This window comes from Roseovarius sp. THAF9, assembly GCF_009363715.1.
In the GTDB taxonomy this organism is placed as follows: Bacteria; Pseudomonadota; Alphaproteobacteria; order Rhodobacterales; family Rhodobacteraceae; genus Roseovarius.
In genome coordinates this window covers 2,211,871-2,232,021 of the sequence record NZ_CP045404.1, presented here as the reverse complement: position 1 = coordinate 2,232,021, position 20,151 = coordinate 2,211,871, and the positions used below count along the sequence as shown (strand labels likewise).

General features: G+C 64.1%; 20 protein-coding genes. 13 read left to right on the top strand and 7 right to left on the bottom strand.

All coding sequences use genetic code 11. From position 1 onward, the window contains the following. Positions 1–2: 2 nt before the first annotated feature. From FIU86_RS11080 to queF, 5 genes are read left to right on the top strand one after another with little or no spacing between them, the layout of a single operon-like run. Entirely contained in the window at positions 3–1,391 is a 1,389-nt protein-coding gene (locus tag FIU86_RS11080) for an MATE family efflux transporter (protein ID WP_152475137.1), read from the top strand. 49 nt (positions 1,392–1,440) lie between these two features. Then, positions 1,441–2,133, top strand: a complete 693-nt coding sequence (gene queC, locus FIU86_RS11075) for a 7-cyano-7-deazaguanine synthase QueC (RefSeq protein WP_152475136.1) — start codon at positions 1,441–1,443, stop codon at positions 2,131–2,133. Then, positions 2,133–2,489: a 6-pyruvoyl tetrahydropterin synthase family protein gene (locus tag FIU86_RS11070; RefSeq protein WP_152475135.1), complete on the top strand. Its 357-nt coding sequence runs from the start codon at positions 2,133–2,135 to the stop codon at positions 2,487–2,489. Before queC ends, FIU86_RS11070 begins: the two co-directional genes overlap by 1 nt. After that, on the top strand, positions 2,468–3,214 hold the full coding sequence (gene queE / locus FIU86_RS11065) for a 7-carboxy-7-deazaguanine synthase QueE (RefSeq protein WP_152475134.1): 747 nt from the start codon (positions 2,468–2,470) through the stop codon (positions 3,212–3,214). Before FIU86_RS11070 ends, queE begins: the two co-directional genes overlap by 22 nt. Before the next feature lie 11 nt (positions 3,215–3,225). Continuing rightward, entirely contained in the window at positions 3,226–3,690 is a 465-nt protein-coding gene (queF, locus tag FIU86_RS11060) for a preQ(1) synthase (RefSeq protein WP_152475133.1), read from the top strand. A gap of 67 nt (positions 3,691–3,757) precedes the next feature. On the opposite strand, the gene FIU86_RS11055 is transcribed toward queF, so the two are convergent. After that, entirely contained in the window at positions 3,758–4,021 is a 264-nt protein-coding gene (locus FIU86_RS11055; protein WP_103763900.1) for a glycine zipper 2TM domain-containing protein, read from the bottom strand. 331 nt (positions 4,022–4,352) lie between these two features. Between FIU86_RS11055 and FIU86_RS11050 the strand changes: the two genes are divergently transcribed. Continuing rightward, complete coding sequence (locus FIU86_RS11050; protein WP_152475132.1) at positions 4,353–5,246, top strand: DMT family transporter; 894 nt, start codon at positions 4,353–4,355, stop codon at positions 5,244–5,246. 152 nt (positions 5,247–5,398) lie between these two features. Continuing rightward, positions 5,399–5,647: a hypothetical protein gene (locus tag FIU86_RS11045; RefSeq protein WP_152475131.1), complete on the top strand. Its 249-nt coding sequence runs from the start codon at positions 5,399–5,401 to the stop codon at positions 5,645–5,647. A 73-nt stretch (positions 5,648–5,720) separates the two neighbouring features. Here FIU86_RS11045 and acs read toward each other — a convergent pair whose 3' ends face one another. The 6 genes from acs to FIU86_RS11015 all read right to left on the bottom strand — a co-directional run bounded on the left by acs (position 5,721) and on the right by FIU86_RS11015 (position 13,031). After that, on the bottom strand, positions 5,721–7,670 hold the full coding sequence (gene acs / locus FIU86_RS11040) for an acetate--CoA ligase (RefSeq protein WP_152475130.1): 1,950 nt from the start codon (positions 7,668–7,670) through the stop codon (positions 5,721–5,723). 100 nt (positions 7,671–7,770) lie between these two features. Further along, a complete protein-coding gene (locus FIU86_RS11035; RefSeq protein WP_152475129.1) occupies positions 7,771–8,526 on the bottom strand; it encodes an ABC transporter ATP-binding protein in 756 nt (251 codons plus the stop codon). A 15-nt stretch (positions 8,527–8,541) separates the two neighbouring features. After that, positions 8,542–9,297 carry an ABC transporter ATP-binding protein gene (locus tag FIU86_RS11030; RefSeq protein WP_152475128.1) on the bottom strand — a complete coding sequence of 252 codons (756 nt, stop codon included), beginning with the start codon at positions 9,295–9,297 and terminating at the stop codon, positions 8,542–8,544. Positions 9,298–9,309: 12 nt separating this feature from the next. Next, positions 9,310–10,509, bottom strand: coding sequence for a branched-chain amino acid ABC transporter permease (locus FIU86_RS11025; protein WP_152475127.1), 1,200 nt, complete (start codon positions 10,507–10,509; stop codon positions 9,310–9,312). A gap of 3 nt (positions 10,510–10,512) precedes the next feature. Next, entirely contained in the window at positions 10,513–11,544 is a 1,032-nt protein-coding gene (locus FIU86_RS11020; protein WP_152475126.1) for a branched-chain amino acid ABC transporter permease, read from the bottom strand. Positions 11,545–11,678: 134 nt separating this feature from the next. After that, a complete protein-coding gene (locus FIU86_RS11015) occupies positions 11,679–13,031 on the bottom strand; it encodes a substrate-binding protein (protein WP_152475125.1) in 1,353 nt (450 codons plus the stop codon). A 216-nt stretch (positions 13,032–13,247) separates the two neighbouring features. On the opposite strand from FIU86_RS11015, the gene FIU86_RS11010 reads away from it, so the two are divergent. The 6 genes from FIU86_RS11010 to FIU86_RS10985 all read left to right on the top strand — a co-directional run bounded on the left by FIU86_RS11010 (position 13,248) and on the right by FIU86_RS10985 (position 20,092). Further along, positions 13,248–14,555, top strand: coding sequence for a helix-turn-helix domain-containing protein (locus tag FIU86_RS11010; RefSeq protein WP_152475124.1), 1,308 nt, complete (start codon positions 13,248–13,250; stop codon positions 14,553–14,555). 213 nt (positions 14,556–14,768) lie between these two features. Further along, a complete protein-coding gene (locus FIU86_RS11005; protein ID WP_152475123.1) occupies positions 14,769–15,137 on the top strand; it encodes a response regulator transcription factor in 369 nt (122 codons plus the stop codon). Further along, the gene (locus FIU86_RS11000; RefSeq protein ID WP_152475122.1) at positions 15,134–15,433 is read left to right on the top strand and encodes a hypothetical protein; all 300 of its coding nucleotides are present in this window, start codon (positions 15,134–15,136) and stop codon (positions 15,431–15,433) included. The genes FIU86_RS11005 and FIU86_RS11000 overlap by 4 nt, the downstream gene beginning before the upstream one ends. Further along, entirely contained in the window at positions 15,434–18,127 is a 2,694-nt protein-coding gene (locus tag FIU86_RS10995) for a sensor histidine kinase (RefSeq protein WP_152475121.1), read from the top strand. Positions 18,128–18,263: 136 nt separating this feature from the next. After that, complete coding sequence (locus FIU86_RS10990; protein WP_152475120.1) at positions 18,264–19,535, top strand: FliM/FliN family flagellar motor switch protein; 1,272 nt, start codon at positions 18,264–18,266, stop codon at positions 19,533–19,535. Positions 19,536–19,882: 347 nt separating this feature from the next. Next, positions 19,883–20,092: a hypothetical protein gene (locus tag FIU86_RS10985; protein WP_152475119.1), complete on the top strand. Its 210-nt coding sequence runs from the start codon at positions 19,883–19,885 to the stop codon at positions 20,090–20,092. Positions 20,093–20,151: the final 59 nt, after the last annotated feature.

Below are 20,151 nucleotides of genomic sequence, written 5' to 3'. Positions count from 1 at the left end.
GCATGTCCGATGTCACGACATATCGCGCGCACGCCCGGGCGGCGTTAAAGCTGGGGCTGCCGCTGGTGGGCAGCCACCTTGCACAATTGGCGATCACGCTGACCGATGCGCTGATGCTGGGCTGGTACTCGGTCGAGGCGCTGGCGGCAGAGGTGCTGGGGGGCACGCTGTTCTTCGTTCTGTTCATTTTCGGGTCGGGCTTTGCCTGGGCCGTGATGCCGCTGGTGGCGGCGGCGCAGGGCGCGGGGGACGAAACGCAAGTGCGGCGGGTGACGCGAATGGGCGGCTGGGCCTCGGTGCTGTTTGCCGCCTCTGCGTTGCCGGTGATGATCTGGTCGGGGCCGCTTTTCGTGTGGGCGGGGCAGGAGGCGGATACGTCGGCGCTGGCCGGGGAGTATGCGCGGATCGTGGGCTTCGCGCTATTCCCGGCGCTGCTGGTCATGGTGCTGAAGTCGCACCTGGCGGCGCTGGAGCGCACGCAAGTGGTTCTGTGGGTCACGGTGGGGGCCGTGGGGCTGAACGTGGTGGTGAACTACGCACTGATCTTCGGAAACTGGGGCGCGCCGGAGATGGGGGTGCGCGGGGCCGCCGTGGCGTCGCTGGTGGTGACGAGCGCGAGTTTCGTGGCGCTGGCGGTCTATGCCGCGAAAGTGACGCCCGAGCACGCATTGTTCCGCCGCGTCTGGCGGCCGGATCGGGAGGCGTTCGGGCAGGTGTTCCGGCTGGGCTGGCCCATCGGGATGACCAGCCTGGCGGAGGTGAGCCTGTTCGCGGCGTCGACGGTGATGATGGGATGGCTGGGGACGATTGCGCTGGCCGCGCACGGTATCGCGCTGCAGGTCAGTTCGGTGACGTTCATGGTGCATCTGGGGCTGAGCAACGCGGCGACGATCCGGGCCGGGAACGCGTTCGGGCGTGGCGACGGGCCGGGGCTGCGGGACGGGGCGAAGGTGGTGCTGGCGCTTTCGGGCGTCTTTGCGGCGGTGACGGTGGTGCTGTTCCTGGTTGTGCCCGAGCCGATGATCGCGGCGTTCCTGAACCCTGACGAGCCGGAGCGCGAGGCGGTGATCGCCGTGGGCGTGGGCCTGCTGGCGGCGGCGGCGCTGTTTCAGCTGGTCGACGCGGCGCAGGTGATGGCCCTGGGCCTGTTGCGCGGCGTGCAGGACACGCGCGTGCCGATGTGGATCGCCGTCGTCAGCTATTGGGTCGTTGGTGTGCCGGTGAGTTACGCCATGGGGTTCTGGCTGGGTTGGGGCGGCGTGGGCATCTGGTTGGGGTTGGCCGTGGGGCTGGCACTGGCGGGGGTGTTCCTGCTGTGGCGGTTCTGGTGGTGGTCTGGGCGGAACGTAGCGGCGCGGGTCTTGCAAGACGGCGGCGAAACCGCTAGGTGAGCGCCCTGCGGTCGCAGCCTACCCGCGTTAAAAAACAAGGACCAAATCTATGGATACGATCGTGATCTGCTCGGGCGGGCTTGATTCCGTGTCGCTCGCGCACAAGGTGGCGGGCGAGGGCACGTTAAGGGGCCTGTTGTCTTTCGACTATGGCCAGCGCCATGTGAAGGAAGTGGAATTCGCCGCAGCCTGTGCCAAGCGGCTGGGCGTGGCGCACAAGGTGGTGGATATCTCGGGCGTGGGCGCGGCGCTGAGTGGCTCGGCCCTGACCGATGACGTGGACGTGCCGGACGGGCATTACGCGGAAGAGACGATGAAGATCACGATCGTGCCCAACCGCAACGCGATCATGCTGACCATCGCCTTTGGCATGGCCGCCGCCGAGAAGGCGGAGGCGGTGGCGGCCGCCGTGCATGGCGGGGATCATTTCATCTACCCCGATTGCCGGCCCGGCTTTGTCGAGGCGTTCCAGGCGATGCAGGATCAGGCGATGGAGGGTGTGGCCGAGGTGCAGCTTTACACACCGTTCCTGACAGGGTCGAAGGCGGATATCGTTGCCGAGGGCGCGCGCTGGAACACGCCCTTTGCCGAGACATGGTCGTGCTACAAGGGCGGCGACGTGCATTGCGGGCGTTGCGGCACCTGCGTGGAGCGGCGCGAGGCGTTTCATCTGGCGGGCGTCCCGGACCCGACCGCCTATGCGGATGAGGCGTTCTGGAAAGCGGCGACGGGGGTGTCGTGATGTATACGATCACCAAGGAGTTTAACTTTTCCGCGTCGCACCAGTTGCACGGGTTGCCTGAGGATCACCAATGCGCACGGCTGCACGGGCACAACTATGTCGTCGTGATCGAGCTTCGCGCCGCCGAGTTGAACGCGCATGGGTTCGTGCGGGATTACCTCGATCTGGCGGAGTTCAAGCGGTATATCGACGCCACGCTGGATCACCGGCATCTGAATGATGTGCTGGGGGATGATTGTGTGACCGCCGAACGGTTGGCCAAGCATTTCCACGACTGGTGTCATGCGCGGTGGCCCGAGGTGACGGCGGCAAAGGTTAGCGAGACGCCGAAGACATGGGCGGAGTATCGGCCGTGAGCGACAAGCACCTCATTCGCGTGTCCGAGATTTTCGGGCCGACGATCCAGGGCGAGGGGGCACTGATCGGGCAGCCGACGGTGTTCGTGCGCACGGGTGGATGCGATTTCCGCTGTTCCTGGTGCGACAGCATGCACGCGGTGGACAATGACTATCGCGATACGTGGAAGGCAATGACGCCCGAAGCGATCATGGAGGAGGTGGCGCGGCTGTCGGGTGGCAAGCCGATCCTGATCACGCTGTCGGGGGGCAACCCGGCGATTCAGCCGATGGCGGAGCTGATCCGGCTGGGACAGGAACAGGGCTGTTATTTCGCCATGGAAACCCAAGGGTCGGTCGTGCGCGGCTGGTTCGAGGCGCTGGACATGCTGGTGCTATCGCCCAAGCCGCCGTCGAGCGGGATGCTGACCGATTGGGGGCTTGTAGCCGAATGCGTCGAGGCGGGTCAGGGCACGCAGACGATCCTGAAACTCGTGGTGTTCGATGAGGCGGATTTTGCCTATGCCCGCGAGGCCGCGGCGATGTTCCCGCAACTTCCGGTTTACCTGCAGCCGGGCAACCATACGCCGCCGCCGCCCGATGACGACACGGCCACGGTGGACCGCGACGGGCTGGAGGCGCGAATGCGCTGGCTGGTGGACAGGGTAACACAGGAAAAATGGTACGATGCACGCGTGCTGCCGCAATTGCACGTGACCTTGTGGGGCAACCAGCGCGGGGTGTGACGGAGAACGCAATGAGTGACGATATCTACAAGAACCTCAAGCAATTGGGCGGCGCGACGAAGGTTCCGCAAAGCCCCGAAGAGGCCGAACTGGAGCGGGTCGAGAACCCGCAGGCGGACGTGGCCTATAACGTGCGCTTCACCGCGCCGGAGTTCACGTCACTGTGTCCGATGACCGGTCAACCGGATTTTGCGCATCTGGTGATAGATTATGTTCCGGGCAAGTGGCTGGTAGAAAGCAAATCGCTTAAGCTTTACCTGACAAGCTTCCGTAATCACGGGGCTTTTCACGAAGATTGCACGATCTCGATCGCGCGGCGTGTGGTGGATTTTCTGGAACCGCAATGGCTACGGATCGGGGGATACTGGTATCCGCGTGGTGGCATCCCGATCGACGTCTTTTGGCAGACCGGTGAGGTGCCGGCAGGTGTCTGGATGCCGGATCAGGGCGTGCCGCCGTATCGCGGGCGGGGATGAAACGCAAAGCCCCAGATTCTTCGTGCGAAGAAACTGGGGCTCGAAAATTCGAAGAATTTTCTGACGTTTAGCAGGGGCGCGTTACGTAGCCGCCACGGCCGTCCGCATAGGCGCATTGGTCGGTGCGTTGGTTCCGCGCGATAAGCGCACCTGCAGCGGCGCCGCCGGCTGCGGTTACAACGGTCCAGCCGAGATTTGCGTCAAAGGCTTGGGCGGCAACGGCGCCTGCGCCTGCGCCGATCAGGGCACCCTGTTCCTCTTCGGTCAGTGTGTCACATGCAGTGACGGTCAAGGCGGCGGCGGTAGCAAGTGCTGTAATGTGCTTTTTCATGGGTCCTCTTCCTTTTGCTGTTCCGTTAACGACTGTAGCGCCGAGGAGTTCCACGTCAGATCACATCATTTTTCATCCGCGTAAATCTGCGTAAGTGGCGGCGCTGTCGGCGGAAATACGCTTTCGCCCACCAGCGCCGGATCTGGAGGGGGCGGGTGGCGCTCAGCTCTTGACCGCCGTGTAGGGCGATAGCGACATGGTGTCGGGAACGGTACGGAAACGCGGTGGCGGTCCGAAGAAAACGCCATCTTTTTCGGTAGACAACCCTGTCCCTTCGGCCGGAGGCGCCTCATAAGGAAGGGCGGATCAACCTCAAGGACGTTAGTTTTCCATGTCATCAGACCGCCCCGTCTGGCTGCGGCTTGCGCCGGTGATCTTTCTATTGCTGTGGTCGGGAGGCTACGGGGTGGCGAAGGTCGGGCTGGTCTATGCCGCGCCGATGACGATCCTGGCGCTGCGCTTTGCGCTGGTGGTCGTGGCGATGGCGGTGCTTTGGGCGGTTCTGCGCCCGCCTTTGCCGAAAAGCCGAGTGGAATGGGGGCACCTCGCCATTGTGGGGCTTCTGATCCAGTCGGTCTATTTCGGCATGACGTATTTCGCGCTGGAAGCGGGTGTGGCGGCGGGAACGGTGGCGCTTTTGATGACATTGCAGCCGATCGCTGTGGGGTTGATTGCGCCGCGCTGGACGGGCGAGCACGTGGGCTGGAGGCAGTGGTGTGGGCTGATTTTGGGACTGATCGGGGCGGCGGTCGTGATCGGCGCGCGCTCGGCGCTGGAGCCGCCAAGCGTGATGGGCTTTGTCTTTACGATGATCGGGCTTGCCGGGATCGTCACCGCGTCGCTGTGGGAAAAGCGGTTCGGGCTGCGACACCATCCGGTGACCTCGAACCTTGTCGGCTATGCCGCCGGTCTGGTGGGGATCCTGCCGTTACTGGCGCTGCAGGAGGATCTGTCGATCGACTGGAGTTGGCCATTCGTCGGCGTGCTGTTCTACCTGGTGGTGGGCAATTCGTTGGTGGCGGTGGGGCTGCTGTTGGCGATGATCCGGGCGGGTGACGTCGCGAAGGTGTCGGCGCTTTTCTTTCTGGTGCCGCCGTTGGCGGCGGTGATCGCGTGGGTCATGCTGGGCGAGGTGATGCCGCCCCTGGCCTGGAGTGGCATGGCGCTGGCCGGTGTCGGTGTGGTGCTGGCGACGCGCAAGGCGCGTCAGGGCGACATTCATTGAACCATCCGCGCGAGCGGCGCGACACATGATCGTTGCCAACCGCGTTCAAGGAGACCATTACCATGAAACCGTATTCTATAGTTGCCACTGCATTTCTTTTGGCCTCAAGCCTTGCGCTGCCGTCTTTCGCTGAGGATTGCCAGCTTCCAAGCATGGCAAAGCCCGTGAACAGCTTTTCCAGCGTGGCCAAGGCGCCGCGCAGTTGGAAATCGGAGCGCGTCCAGAAAAAGCTGCGCGCCACGCTGAGCCGGATTCGCAAATCCAAAGCCGCGGAGCCCGCGACGGCCGATCATCCGCTGGATGACGTAGATTACTTTTGTGATGACTGGATCGCGATTTGCGCCAACGAGGATTGCACGCATGGCGTGGTCGATTGCGACGGTGTCTGCGCACCGTTCTGATGGAGGGTGCTACACGAGCATGAAAAAGGCCGGTGCGCGAGCACCGGCCTTTTGGTCCTGTCCCGAGACAGGGTCACCCCTTGTTCATTCTGTTGTCGATGAGGTCGTCGACGACGGAGGGGTCTGCGAGGGTTGAGGTGTCGCCCAATGAGCCGTAGTCGTCTTCGGCGATCTTGCGCAGGATGCGGCGCATGATCTTGCCGGAGCGGGTTTTGGGCAGGCCGGGGGCCCATTGGATGAGGTCGGGCTTTGCGATGGGGCCGATCTCGGAGCGGACCCAGTCCTGCAGTTCCTTGCGCAGTTCGTCGGTGGGTTCCTCGCCGGACATCAGCGTGACGTAGCAGTAGATGCCCTGGCCCTTGATGTCGTGGGGGTAGCCCACCACGGCGGCCTCGGAGACCTTGGAGTGGGCGACGAGAGCGCTCTCGACCTCGGCGGTGCCCATGCGGTGGCCCGAGACGTTGATCACGTCGTCGACGCGGCCGGTGATCCAGTAGTCGCCGTCCTCGTCCCGGCGGCAGCCGTCGCCGGTGAAGTAGTAGCCTTTATACTGCTGGAAATAGGTGTTCATGAAGCGCTCGTGGTCGCCCCAGACGGTGCGCATCTGGCCCGGCCAGCTGTCGGCGATGCACAGGACGCCCTCGGCGGGGTTGGTGTCGATCGTCTTGCCCGATTCAGGGTCCAGCACCTCGAACTTCAGCCCGAAGAAGGGCTTCATCGCCGCCCCCGGCTTGGTCGCGTGGGCGCCGGGCAGGGGGGTCATCAGGTGGCCGCCGGTCTCGGTCTGCCACCAGGTGTCGACGATTGGGCAGGTGCCCTTGCCGACCACGGTGTGGTACCAGTTCCAGGCCTCGGGGTTGATCGGCTCGCCGACGGTGCCCAGCACCTTGAGATCGCTCAGATCGCACTTGGTGACGTACTCGTCGCCCTGGCCCATGAGCGCGCGGATGGCGGTGGGCGCGGTGTAGAACTGGTTGACCTTGTGCTTTTCGCAGACCTGCCAGAAGCGAGAGGCGTCGGGGTAGGTCGGCACGCCCTCGAACATCAGCGTGGTGGCGCCGTTGGCCAGGGGCCCGTAGACGATGTAGCTGTGGCCGGTGACCCAGCCCACATCGGCGGTGCACCAATAGACGTCGCCCTCGTGGTAGTCGAAGGTGATCTCGTGCGTCATGGCGGCGTAAACCAGATAGCCGCCGGTGGTGTGCACGACGCCCTTGGGCTGGCCGGTGGAGCCCGAGGTGTAGAGGATGAAGAGCGGATCCTCGGCGTTCATCTCGGCAGGCTCGCAGGTGTCGTCGACCTTTTCGGCCTCTTCATGCAGCCAGAAGTCGAGCCCGTCGCGCCAGGCGATCTGGTCGCCGGTGCGCTTGACGACGAGGCACTTGACCTCGTCGAAGTCGCGGCGGAGCGCCTGGTTGACGTTGTCCTTGAGCTTGGTCACGCGGCCACCGCGCGGGGCGGTGTCGGCGGTGATGACGAGCTTGGCGTCGCAGCCGTCGACCCGGGCGCCGAGCGCGTCGGGCGAGAAGCCGGCGAAGACGATGGAATGGATGGCGCCGATGCGCGCACAGGCGAGCATGGCATAGGCGGCCTCGGGGATCATCGGCAGGTAAAGGACGACGCGGTCGCCCTTGCCGACGCCGAGGTTCTTGAGCACATTGGCCATCTTGCAGGTCTCGGCATGCAGCTGCCGGTAGGTGATGTGCTGGGCGTCGTCATTGGGGTCGTCGGGCTCCCAGATGATGGCGGTCTGGTCGGCGCGCTCGGCCAGGTGGCGGTCGATGCAGTTGGCGGCGACGTTGAGCGTGCCGTCCTCGAACCACTTGATGGAGACGTTCCCGTAGGTGTAATCGACGTCCTTCACCTTGGAGTAGGGCTTGATCCAGTCGACACGCTTGCCATGCGCGCCCCAGAACGCCTCGGGGTCCTTGATCGAGGCCGCGTACATCTCGTCATACTTCGCCGCGTCAACATGGGCATTCGCCGTGAAATCGGCACTGGGGGCATAGGTTTTATCGGACATGGTTCCTCCCACGGTGGTCTTGAATGTCTTGCAAGCCCGCCCTCTCCGATGAAACGGTGGGGGCGGGCATCCTCCTGGTGGCAGCCTAGGGAGGTTGGCGTCAGATGGCCAGATATTCGGCCCGGAGACTTTCGTTTTCCAGCACCTCTGACGCTGTCCCGTCGAAGGCGATGCCACCCGTGTCGAGAATGATGCAGCGATCGGCGAGTTCAAGGGCGCGGACCGCGTTCTGTTCGACGAGGATCGTGGTGATGCCCTGTTCCTTGATGATGCGCAGAGTCTTTTCGATCTCGTCGACGATCACGGGGGCGAGGCCCTCGTAGGGCTCATCGAGCAGCAGCACCTTGATGTCCCGGGCCAGGGCACGGGCGACAGCGAGCATTTGCTGTTCACCACCCGACAGGGTCACGCCTTCCTGGTGGCGGCGTTCCTTGAGGCGGGGGAAGAGCTCGTAGAGGCGGTCGAACGACCAGCCGATCGGTGGGGTGATCTGTGCGAGTTGCAGGTTTTCCTCGACCGTGAGGCCGGGGATGATGCAGCGGTCCTCGGGGACGAGGCCGATGCCGACGGTCGCGGCCTCGGCGCTTTTCATCGTGTGCAGCGGCTGGTGGTCCAGCCAGATTTCGCCGTGGTTGAGCTGCGGGTTGTCCATGCGGGCGATGGCGCGCAGCGTCGTGGTCTTGCCGGCGCCGTTGCGGCCCAGAAGCGCCAGGATCTCGCCCTCGTGAACGTTGAAGGAGATGTCCTGGACGATGTAGCTTTCGCCGTAATAGGCCTGCATGCCCCAGACCGACAGGAAGGCCGGTGCGGTTTCGGCGTGGTTGTGGCCCTTGGAGAAGTCGGGTTTGACGTTCATTTCTCGTCTCCTGCCTTATGCGGACTCGCCAAGATACGCTTCGCGCACCTTCGGGTGACCCTTGATCTTGTCCGGTGTGTCCTCGACCAGGGGGGTGCCCTGGGCCAGGACGGTGATGCGTTCGGCGAGGCTGAAGACCACGTGCATGTCGTGTTCGATGATGCAGATGGTGATGTCGCGCTCTTCCTTGATCTGCTTCAGCAGGTCGATCGTGTTGTTGGTGTCAGCCCGCGCCATGCCAGCGGTGGGTTCGTCGAGCAGCAGAAGGCGGGGTTCCTGTGCCAGGCACATCCCGATTTCCAGCCGGCGCTTGTTGCCGCGCGACATGGCGGCCGCATGGTCGTGACGGGCATCGGAGAGGTTCAGGCTTTCGAGCATGTGCTCGGCCTGCTCGACGATGTCCTTTTCCTTGGTGGCCTGCCCCAGCGCGTGCATGCGGAAGGCGCCGTCGCGCTTGGCGAAGATCGGGATCATCATGTTTTCCAGCACGGTCAGGTCGCCGAAGATCTCGGGCGTTTGGAACACGCGGGAAATGCCCATCTGGTTGATCTGGTAGGGCTTGCGGCCCAGCACCGACTGGCCGTCGAACATGACCGAGCCGGTATCCGGGATGAGCTTGCCGATCAGGCAGTTGAGCAGGGTCGACTTGCCCGCCCCGTTGGGGCCGATGATCGCGTGGCAGGTGTTTTCCGCCACGCTGAGATTCACGTCACCCAGAGCCTGAAGGCCGCCGAAGCGCTTGTTGACGTTCTTGACTTCAAGAATACCCATTGTCGTCGCTCCTTATTCGGCCGGTGTGGATTGGGTGGCTTTGTCGTCGTCCGGGTTCGCTTTCTTGCCGCGAAGCAGCCGGCCGATGCGTTGCCCGCCCTCGACGAGGCCACCGGGCAGGAAGATGACCACGGCCATGAAGATCAGGCCCAGCGTCAGGTGCCAGCCCTTGCCGATGAAGGGATAGACGAGGGTGATGACGAAATCCTCGAGCCCATCGGGCATGAAGGCGAACCATTCGTGCAGGATATCCTTGTTGATCTTGCTGAGGATGTTTTCCATGTACTTGATCGCGCCCGAGCCCAGCACAGGGCCAATGAGCGTGCCCGCGCCGCCGAGGATGGTCATCAGTACGACCTCGCCCGAGGCTGTCCAGAACATGCGTTCGGGGCCGGCCTGCGTGTCCATCGCCACCAGAAGGCCACCGGCAAGGCCGGCATACATGCCCGAGATCACGAAGGCCGCCAGCGTGTAGGGCCGCGCGTTGAGGCCGGTGTAATACATCCGGGTCTGGTTGGATTTGACCGCGCGCAGCATGGTGCCGAAGGGCGAGCGGAAGATGCGGATCGAGAGGTAAAAGGCGAGGATCATGAACACGGCCGCGATGTAATACCCGGCGTTGATCGTAAAGAGCCAGTCACCCATGGAGATGTCGAAGCCCGCTCGCATGTCCATGCCGAAAAGGTTGGCGCGGCCGATCTCGCCTTCGGCGAGGTTCGACAAAAGCGGGCTGTCGGTCGACTTGATCTGAAGGCCCGTCTCGCCGCCGGTGATCGGCGTCAGAACCGAGTAGGCCAGGGCATAGGACATCTGCGCGAAGGCCAGCGTCAGGATCGAGAAGTAGATCCCGGAGCGGCGCAGCGAGATGAACCCCACCGCCAGCGCGAAGAGGCCCGCGATGATCACGCCGAGGATGATCGCCGGGATCACGTTCAGCGTGACCAGCTTCATCATCCAGATCGCCGCGTAGGAGCCGACCCCCAGGAAGGCCGCGTGGCCGAAGGAGAGGTAGCCCGTGAGGCCGAAGAGGATGTTGAACCCGATGGCGAAGATCCCGAAGATCACGAAGCGCTGCATCAGGTCGGGATAGCCCGCGTTGAACTGCGCCAGGCCGGAGCCTTCGGGGAAGGGGTTGAGGATGAAGGGCGCCAGCATCGTGATGATCACCACGATCAGAAGCAGGCGGAAGTCTTTCTTGTCGAGACCGAGCATGGCTTAGTCCTCCATGACGCCCTTGCGGCCCATGAGGCCACGCGGACGGGTCAGCAGAATGATGATGGCAACCAGGTAGATGATGATCTGGTTGATGCCGGGCAGGATCTCGAGCACTTCGCGCATGGAGGCAAAGCTTTCCAGGATGCCCAGAAGGAACCCGGCCAGCACGGCGCCCGGAAGCGAGCCCATGCCGCCGACCACGACGACCACGAAGCTGAGCACGAGGAAATCCATGCCCATGTGGTAGTTCGGCGAGTTGATCGGGGTGTACATGACGCCCGCAAGGCCCGCCACCGCGGCGGCAAGGCCGAACATGATGGTGAAGCGGCGGTCGATGTTGATGCCCAGAAGCTGCACGGTCTCGCGGTCGGCCATGCCGGCGCGGACCACCATCCCGAAGGTGGTGAATTGCAGGAAAGCGAAGACCGCGCCGATGATCAGGGCGGCGAAGGCGAAGTAGATGATCCGCCAGTAGGGGTAGATCACCACGTTGGGATCAAGCCCCATCATGGCGCCGAAATCGAGCGATCCGCGGAAGGCATCGGGGGCCGGCGTGGGGATCGGGTTGGCGCCGTAGTAGAATTTGATGATTTCCTGCAGGACGATGGCGAGGCCGAAGGTCACGAGGATCTGGTCGGCATGGGGACGGTTGTAGAAATGCTTGATCAGCCCGCGTTCCATGATCACGCCGATCAGCATCATCACCGGAATGGCAAAGAGGATCGACAGTGGAACGGCCCAGTCGATGATCGCATCCCCCGTGGCCTGACCGAACCAGTCGTAGACATACGGCACTTGGACTTCGAGCGGGTTTCCGAGGAAGTCGGTTTGCGTTTCGTCCACGACGGTGCGGGAGAGCGTGAGAATACGGCTCAGCGTGACGGCGCAGAACGCACCGATCATGAACAACGCGCCGTGCGCGAAGTTCACGACGCCCAACGTGCCGAAGATGAGCGTCAGGCCGAGCGCGATCAGCGCATAGGCCGAGCCCTTGTCCAGCCCATTGAGAACTTGCAGGATGATGGCTTCCATCGGAGTGCCCCTCGGGTTTGCAGATATACCGGTTTTGATCACGGACGCGCGCGGGGCGCGTGGTCCGGCTTGGTGGTGGACGCGGGCGCGGCGAGGGCGCCCGCGTCGGTATCTATCAGGTCAGACCTGTGCGATCAGGCGCCGTTGTTGCACTCGCCCAGGCTCGCGTCCGCGCCACCCATCTGCGGGTGATCGGGGGCGTAGGTCACCTGGTCGACCGGGGTCACCTCGACGATTTCGAGCAGGTCGAATTCGCTTTCGGGGTTCTCTTTCCCTTTCACGACCAGCACGTCCTTGAAGCACTGGTGGTCGTCGGCGCGGTAGAGCGTCTTGCCGTTGCCCATGCCGTCGAATTCGAAGCCTTCCAGGGCCTCGGCGACTGCGCAGGGTGCGAACGAGCCGGCACGTTGCACGGCGTCGGCGTAAAGCATCGCCTGGACGTAGCAGGTGTGTGCGGCCTGAGACGGCGGGAAGCCGTACTTGGTGCCGAACGACTTGACGAATGCCTTGGAACCTTCGTCCTGCAGCGACCAGTGCCAGTTGGTGGAGCCGAAGATGCCCTTCACGTTGGCACCGGCACCCTTGGCCATCAGGCGGCTGTAGAGCGGAACCACGATCTGGAAGTCCTTGCCGTTCACCTGCTTGTCGCGCAGGCCGAACTGAACGGCGTTGGTCAGCGAGTTGACCATGTTACCGCCGTAGTGGTTCAGGATCAGCGTGTCGGCACCCGATTGCAGCACCGGCGCGATGTAGGACGAGAAGTCGGTCTGCGTCAGCGGCGTTTTCACGGCGGCGACGGTTTCCCAGCCCATGGCCTCGGTCGAGGCGCGCACGGCTTCCTCGGTGGTGTAGCCCCAGTTGTAGTCGGCGGTCAGGTGATAGGCCTTGCGGTCGGTGCCATAGGCGTTGGCCAGCACCGGCGCCAGCGCGGCACCCGACATGTACGAGTTGAAGAAGTGACGGAACCCGTTGGCCTTGCGGTCCTTGCCGGTGGTGTCGTTGGAGTGGGTGAGACCGGCCATGAAGATGACGCCGGCCTCTTGGCAGAGCGCCTGCACGGCCACGGCCACGCCCGAGGACGAACCGCCAGTGATCATGATGGCGCCGTCTTTCTCGATCATCGACTTGGCCGATGCGCGGGCGGCGTCCGCTTTAGTCTGGGTGTCGCCGGTGACGTATTCGACCTTCTTACCGAGGATGCCCGAGCCTTCGAGCGCCTTGGACGAGAAGGTGTTCATCATGCCGCCGTCGCCACCACCGTTCAGGTGCTCGACCGCCAGCTCATAGGCGCGAAGTTCGTCCGCGCCTTCGTCGGCATAGGGGCCGGACTGCGGTACGTTGAAGCCCAGTGTGACGGTGTCGCCCGTGGGTTCGTTGGTGAAGGCCGCGGCGGAGCTTGCCGTGAAGATGGTCGGCAGCGCGACGCCGGCGCCGGCGATGGCGCTGGTCTTGAGCAGGCCACGACGCGTGAGGTCAGTTTTGGACATTGAATCCCTCCCTAGAGTGTTTTCCTGGACGGGCCTCCTCAAGCCCGGCCGGATGCACAGGTGTGCTTTCGGCATTATTGGAGGGGGTCGAAAACCGTTCAACAAGCGCCTTGGGGTAAACGCTTTTTTTGTAAAAAAAATCTTCAATGCAGTGCAGAAACCTGTAAATTAGTTTTCAGATTATAGCAAAGACGATTGATTTAAAAGGCAAGCTCCATGGCAGAGACCGGTATGGCAGGCACGCGAATCCGCCAACGGCGGCTGGTCGCTGGGTTGAAGCAGGCCGAACTGGCCGAGGCGGCGGGAATCTCGGCCAGCTACCTCAACCTAATCGAGCACAACCGCCGTCGAATCGGCGGGCGCACTTTGTTGCAGATTGCCGAAGCGCTGAACGTCGAGCCCGCGACGCTGACCGAAGGCGTGCAATCGCACCTTCTGGCGGCGTTGCAGGAGGCGGCGGGCGAGGCCAAGACCGGCGGCGACTTCTCGGTGACTGCGCCGGAACTGGACCGGGTCGAAGAGTTCGTCGGGCGCTTTCCCGGCTGGGCGGGGCGGCTGGCGGATCTTGGCCAGCAGCGCGACGCGCTTGAACGGACAGTGAAGGCGTTGAGCGAGCGCCTGGCGCATGACCCGCAACTGTCGGCGACGCTGCACGAGGTGATTTCCACCGTGACATCGATCCGGTCGACCGCCTCGATCCTGGCAGAGACGCGCGAGCTGGAGCCCGAATGGCAGATGCGCTTTCACCGCAATATCAACGAGGACGGCGCGCGGCTGGCCGAGGGGGCCGAGGCGCTGATGCGTTACCTGGAGGCCGCGCCCGAGGCCGGCGCGGAAGTGACGTCGCCCCAGGACGAGATGCACGCCTTTCTGGAGCGCCACGACTTTCACTTTCCGCAGCTTGAGGGCTGGGGGGCGGAAGCGCGGATCGAGGCGATTGTTTCGGAAGTCGAACACCGGGCGGCGCGGGCGTTGGCCCGGGTGGCGCTGACACAAATACTGGAGGATGCGCGTGCGTTGCCGCGTGACCAGATGGAGGCTCAGCTCGCGGCTCATGGTCCGGCGCCGGACGCGATTGCGCGCGCCACCGGCAGGCCGCTGGCGCAGGTATTCCGGCGCCTGGCCACGCTGCCCGAAGAGTTGACCGGGCCCGTTGGCCTTATCGTGGTGGACGGGGCCGGGGCCCTGATCCTGCGCAAGACGGTCATGGGATTTGCCACGCCGCGCAGCGGGGCGGGCTGTGGCATGTGGCCGCTTTACGAGGTGCTGGGCCAGCCCGCGCGCCCTGTGCAGGCGGTGCTGGTGCAGGGCGACTTGCGGGTGCGGGCGCTGGCGGTGGCCGAAGAGACCGTGCCGGCGGGGTTCGACAATCCGCCCCTCATGCGGGCCTACATGTTGATTCTGCCCGAGCATCGCGGACCTGACCGAGAGCAGGGCCGACCCGTGGGGGTGACCTGCCGGATCTGTCCCATCGAAGGCTGCCTTGCGCGACGAGAGGGATCGGTCCTGAGGGATGCATTCTGAGCGATGCACTTTTGACAAGTGCGGAAGATGAGTGGGCCAACGGGAGAGCCATCACTTGCGTATTGGTATAGAGACTAGCTCAGCGCCCAGGAAAACAGATGCGTCAATTGGGTCGGCTCCGGCTGAACCCGAGACAAACATTTGACGTGCCGGGTCAATTTCGCGAAAGTCGTCGAACGGGAGACGAAATTGATCGGAGGGGAGGCCGGTTGGATGGGCAAGACCGTGCTTCTGATCGAGGACGAACAGAATATTATCGAGGCCGTGAGCTTTATCCTGTCCCGTGATGGCTGGGAGGTGAAGACCCACGCCAACGGCCAGAGCGCAATGGAGGCAGTCCGCGCGCGGGAACCTGACGTGGTGATCCTCGACGTGATGCTGCCGGGCAAGAGCGGGTTCGACATCCTGTCCGAGATCCGGGCCGAGGCGCAGTTTGCAAGTCTGCCTGTGCTGATGCTGTCGGCGCGGGGCCAGGCCAAGGACCTCGAGATGGCCGAACGGGCCGGAGCCAACCGTTACATGACCAAGCCGTTTTCAAATGCCGAGGTTCTGGACGCCGTGCGGGCGCTGGTGCCGACATGAGCCCCAAGCGCGGATCGGTTTTCCTTGCGCGGCGGGCCTACTTTCAACGCCGTGCCATGGATGCCGCACGGCTGTTGCCCGTGCTGGGCGCGGGCATGTTCGTGCTGCCGCTTCTGTGGAAATCGGGCGACGGCGCGCGCACTGTGATGGTGATGTTCTACGTTTTCCTGTGCTGGACCGCGCTGATCGGGATGGGCTGGATCGTGTCGCGGCGGTTGTCGGGGCCGGATACGGACGTAAATCGAGGGCCTGACGATGACGCGAACGAGCAGGTGCATCTGTCCCGGGAGGGGTGAATGGGTGCTCTGAACGTCATTGTCCTTGTCAGTCTTGTCTACGTGGCGATGTTGTTCTGCGTGGCGTTTGCCGCGGACCGGGCGGCGGCACGGGGGCGTGGTACCTGGCTGCGCTCTCCGATCATCTACACGCTGTCGCTGTCGATCTATTGCACCGCCTGGACATTCTATGGCGCGGTGGGCTTTGCGGCGCGGTCGGGGCTTGAGTACCTGACGATCTATCTTGGCCCGACGCTAGTGATGGTGGGCTGGTGGTGGACCCTGCGCAAGATGGTGCGGGTCGGCCGCAGCCAGCGGATCACCTCGATCGCCGACCTAATTTCCAGCCGCTTCGGCAAGTCCAACGCGCTGGCGGTGTTCGTGACCGTGCTCGCTGTCATCGCCTCGACGCCTTACATTGCCCTGCAACTACAGTCGGTGACGATATCCTTTGCCGCCTTTGCCGCTGTCGACCCCACCCATACCGGAGAGATCAGCGAAACCGGCGTGGCCCTGTGGGTGGCCATCGGCCTGATGGTGTTCACGATCCTGTTCGGCACGCGGAACCTTGACGCCAACGAGCGGCATCACGGATTGGTTATGGCCATCGCGCTGGAGGCGGTTGTGAAGCTGTTTGCCCTTCTGGCGGTGGGGATCTTCGTGGTCTGGGGTCTTGCCGGGGGTGTCGAGCAGACGCTGGCCCGGATCGACCAGAGCGCCATTGCACGGTGGGAAGTTCCAGGCAGCCGCTGGGTGGGCCTGACGCTGTTGTCGGCGGCGGCCTTCATGTGCCTGCCGCGGATGTTTCAGGTGATGGTGGTGGAGAACGAGGAGGAGGGGCATCTGCGCACCGCCTCATGGGCGTTTCCGACCTATGTGATGCTGATGAGCCTGTTCGTCGTGCCGATCGCGGCGGTGGGTCTCGACCTCAGCCCGGCGGGTGCCAACCCGGACCTGTTCGTGCTGACGCTGCCGCTGGAGAACGGGCAGGAGGGGCTCGCGGTGTTGTCGTTCCTGGGTGGGTTCAGCAGCGCGACCTCGATGGTGATCGTGGCGGCCATCGCCCTGTCGACGATGGTGTCGAACCACGTGGTCATGCCCGTGTGGCTGCATATGACGGGCGGCAGCGCCGTCATCTCGGGCGACGTTCGGACGGTGGCGATCCGGGCGCGGCGACTGTCGATCATGGTGATCCTGTTCCTCGGATATCTCTATTTCCGGGTCTCGGGCGGCGGCGCCGCACTGGCGGCGATCGGGCTGATTTCCTTTGTCGGCGTGGCGCAGTTTTTGCCCGCGCTTTTGGGGGGGCTGTTCTGGCGCGGGGCCAACCGGCGCGGGGCGCTGGCGGGGCTGGCGGTCGGTTTTGCGGTCTGGATGTACAGCCTGTTCCTGCCCAGCTTTGGCGCCTCGGCGGTGATGCCGCAGGGTGTGCTCGAGAACGGGCTGTTGGGGCTCGCGTGGTTGCGTCCCCAAGCTTTGTTCGGGGCGGCGGGGATGGATCCGGTGGTTCATGCCTTCATGTGGAGCCTGTCGCTGAACATCGTGGTGTTCGTCTTTGTCTCGCTGATCAGTTTCCCGCAGCCGGTGGAGCGGTTACAGGGCGCGCAGTTCGTCAACGTGTTCGACCATTCGGCGCCGTCGGGCGGCTGGACAGGAGGTCTGGCCCAGAGCGAGGACCTGATGATCATGGCGCAGCGGATCATGGGGGCGCGGGAGGCGCAGGCGCTTTTCGGCGAGGTGGCGCGCGAACAGGGCATGAGCGGCTACCTGCCGGAACCGACGCCCGATTTTCTGAGCCGGCTGGAGCGGTCGCTGGCGGGCTCGGTGGGCGCGGCCACGGCCCATGCGATGATCAGTCAGATCGTGGGCGGCGCCAGCGTGTCGGTGCAGGACCTGATGGCGGTGGCCGACGAGACCGCGCAGATCATGGAATATTCCAGCCAGTTGGAGATGAAGACCGAGGAACAGGCCCGCACCGCACGGCAGCTGCGGCAGGTCAACGAGAAGCTGACCCAGATCTCGGTGCAGAAGGACGCGTTTCTCAGCCAGATCAGCCACGAATTGCGCACGCCCATGACTTCGATCCGGGCATTTTCCGAGATCCTGCGCGACGGGGGCGAGATGCCGCCCGAAGGACAGCGCCGCTATGCCTCGATCATCCATGACGAGGCGATCCGGTTGACGCGACTCTTGGACGACCTGCTGGACCTGAGCGTGCTGGAGAACGCACAGATCGTGCTGAACGTTCAGGAGGGGGATCTCGGTACGCTGCTGGACCGGGCCGAAGTGGCCGCCGGGCTGTCGGACGGCACAATGACGGTCGGCCGTGACGCGGACGCGGACCAGGTGCGTCTCTACACCGACACCGACCGGCTGGCGCAGGTGTTCATCAACCTGATGTCGAATGCACGGAAATACTGCGATGCCGACGCGCCGCGGCTGGATATCCGGGTGGCCGAGCGTGACGGGATGCTGTTGGTGGATTTTATCGACAATGGCAGCGGTATTCCGGCGGGTCAGCAGGGAGCGATCTTCGAGAAATTTTCGCGCGTGAGCGAAAACAAGGCCGGTGGGGCCGGGCTGGGGCTGGCGATCTGCCGCGAAATCATGGCCCGGCTGGGCGGCGGTGTGGAGTACTTGCCAGAGCAGAAGGGCGGGGCATTTCGCGTCTACCTTCCGGTGGCCGAAGCCGGCGCGGCGGAGGCGGCGCAATAACGCGGCCATAAATCCTATCGTAACCTTCTTGCGGTTAACTGCCGCAAATCGGCCGGACCTGGCCGGGTCGAAACATGGCGCGCGGCCGCGTTTCCCGCGTGGCTGCCGGGTGCAAAAAAGGGGGCAGATACAGGTCATGAGCGCAGAGCCCGCCAGCAGCGCATCGGTCATCCATCGTAAGGCCAAGGTGGCCCGTGACGAATTCGACGCGCGCGAGATGTCGCCGTCGAAGGCGCTGCGCCTCGCACTTGCCAAGGAAGCGGCGGCGCAGTTCGAACTGCCGCTGGTCGTGCGCATGGTCGAACATGAAAGCGTGGCCCTGACCAGGGTCGAGGCGCTGGCGGGCGACGATGGACTGCTGATCCTGCTGGACGGGCTGGAGGGACCGCCCGGCGCGATCAAATTGGACCTGCAGTTCGTCATGGCCCTGATCGAAGTACAGCTGATGGGAGAGGTGCGGCAGGGTGAGGCGAAATCACGCCCGTTTACCCCCACTGACGCGGCCATCGTGCAGCCATTGATGGACGCCGTGCTGGACAGCTATGCCGAACAAGTCAACGCCTGCGACACGGTTCCGGACGCGGCCCGCTTCCGGTTCGGGGACCGGGTGGAGAACGGTCGTGCCTTGGCGCTGGCGCTCTGGGCGCCGGATTACGATCTTTATAGGCTGAGCGTGGATTTCGGCCCCGGGGCCAAGACCGGGATGATGGAACTGATCTTGCCCGAACCCCCGCCCGTGCCCGAAGTCGAGACGCCGGGTGGCAACACCTTGGCCCGCAAGCTGGAAGAGAACGCGATGAACGCGCCGGTGATGCTGGATGCGGTGCTGGCGCCGGTCCGGCTGCCGCTGCGCGAGATCTGCCGTTGGGCGCCGGGCACCGTGCTGAAACTGTCGCCCGAAACGGTGACCGACGCTCGGGTGATCGGTGCCAAGGGGCACAAGGTGGCGCCCGCCAGACTGGGCCAGCTGAACGGGTTTCGTGCCGTGCGTATGGTTCTGAAAAGCGACTCGGAGGATTCACCGCGGGACCGCACCCCCGAGGCTCATGGTGCTGCGGCGCTGGAGGGGCCGGGCATGGGCGGCCAAGGCAAGGCGGATCTTTCGGGCGATCCGATGGGCCTGGACGCGCTGCCCGACATTCCAGACCTCCCGCCGCCGGGCGATGCGGGGGACGGTCCTGACCTGCCGGGACCGGGCGGGATGGCCGACTTGCCGGACCTGCCCTCGCTGGACGACGAGGCGGGCGGCCTGCCGGACCTGCCCGGAATGGGCATGGACGCGGATGGAGACGGCGACACTGGCCTCGACGCGCTGGTCGAAGAGGAACTCGCCCGCGCCGCCGCGCGGTTCGAGGCCGAAGGCGAGGATGACGAATTGCCGATGCCGGGTGGCCCGAGCCTGGGCTAAGCTGCGTCACGGCGTTGGTATGAGCGGCGGCGCCCGCGCTTATCGGCGCGGAGCCAGAGGCAGGAACGAGGTGCTGATTTCATCATCTTGAACTATTTTTCCCGAGCTTGCGCCAACACAGCGAGACGCTTGCCGACGCGCCATCCGAGGTGGTTTTCGAAGCCCATTCGAGCTTCATTCGTGCCGATCTGCCCAAGCGTTGAACAACTCCGGCAAGAACCTGCGAAAAACCGTCCTTTCGGGGCGCGTAAAGCTTCTATTGCGCGGCAGTTTCATGCTATGGTTGTGGCGCGGGACCTGTGGTCATATCGACCGGACGCGGCAGGCTGCCCCTGGGAGGAGATGCCATGACAAGTTTGACTCAGGAAATCAAACAGTTGCACCGACAAATCCTGAACCTGGACGAAGCTGAGCGTTATCGGCTTCAACCGCGGCTGGCGGGTTTGCTGGGGCAGTTGCGCCATGCCGGCGAGCCGGTGCCGTCAGAGATGCGGCGCCTGAACGAGACGCTTCTGGATGAGGCGATTGAGGCACAGTTCGAAAATATGCCGGTCTGAACGCCGCCACTTCGACTCAAAACATTTGCGCAGCGCCCCGCCGAGAGGGTCTAATCCGC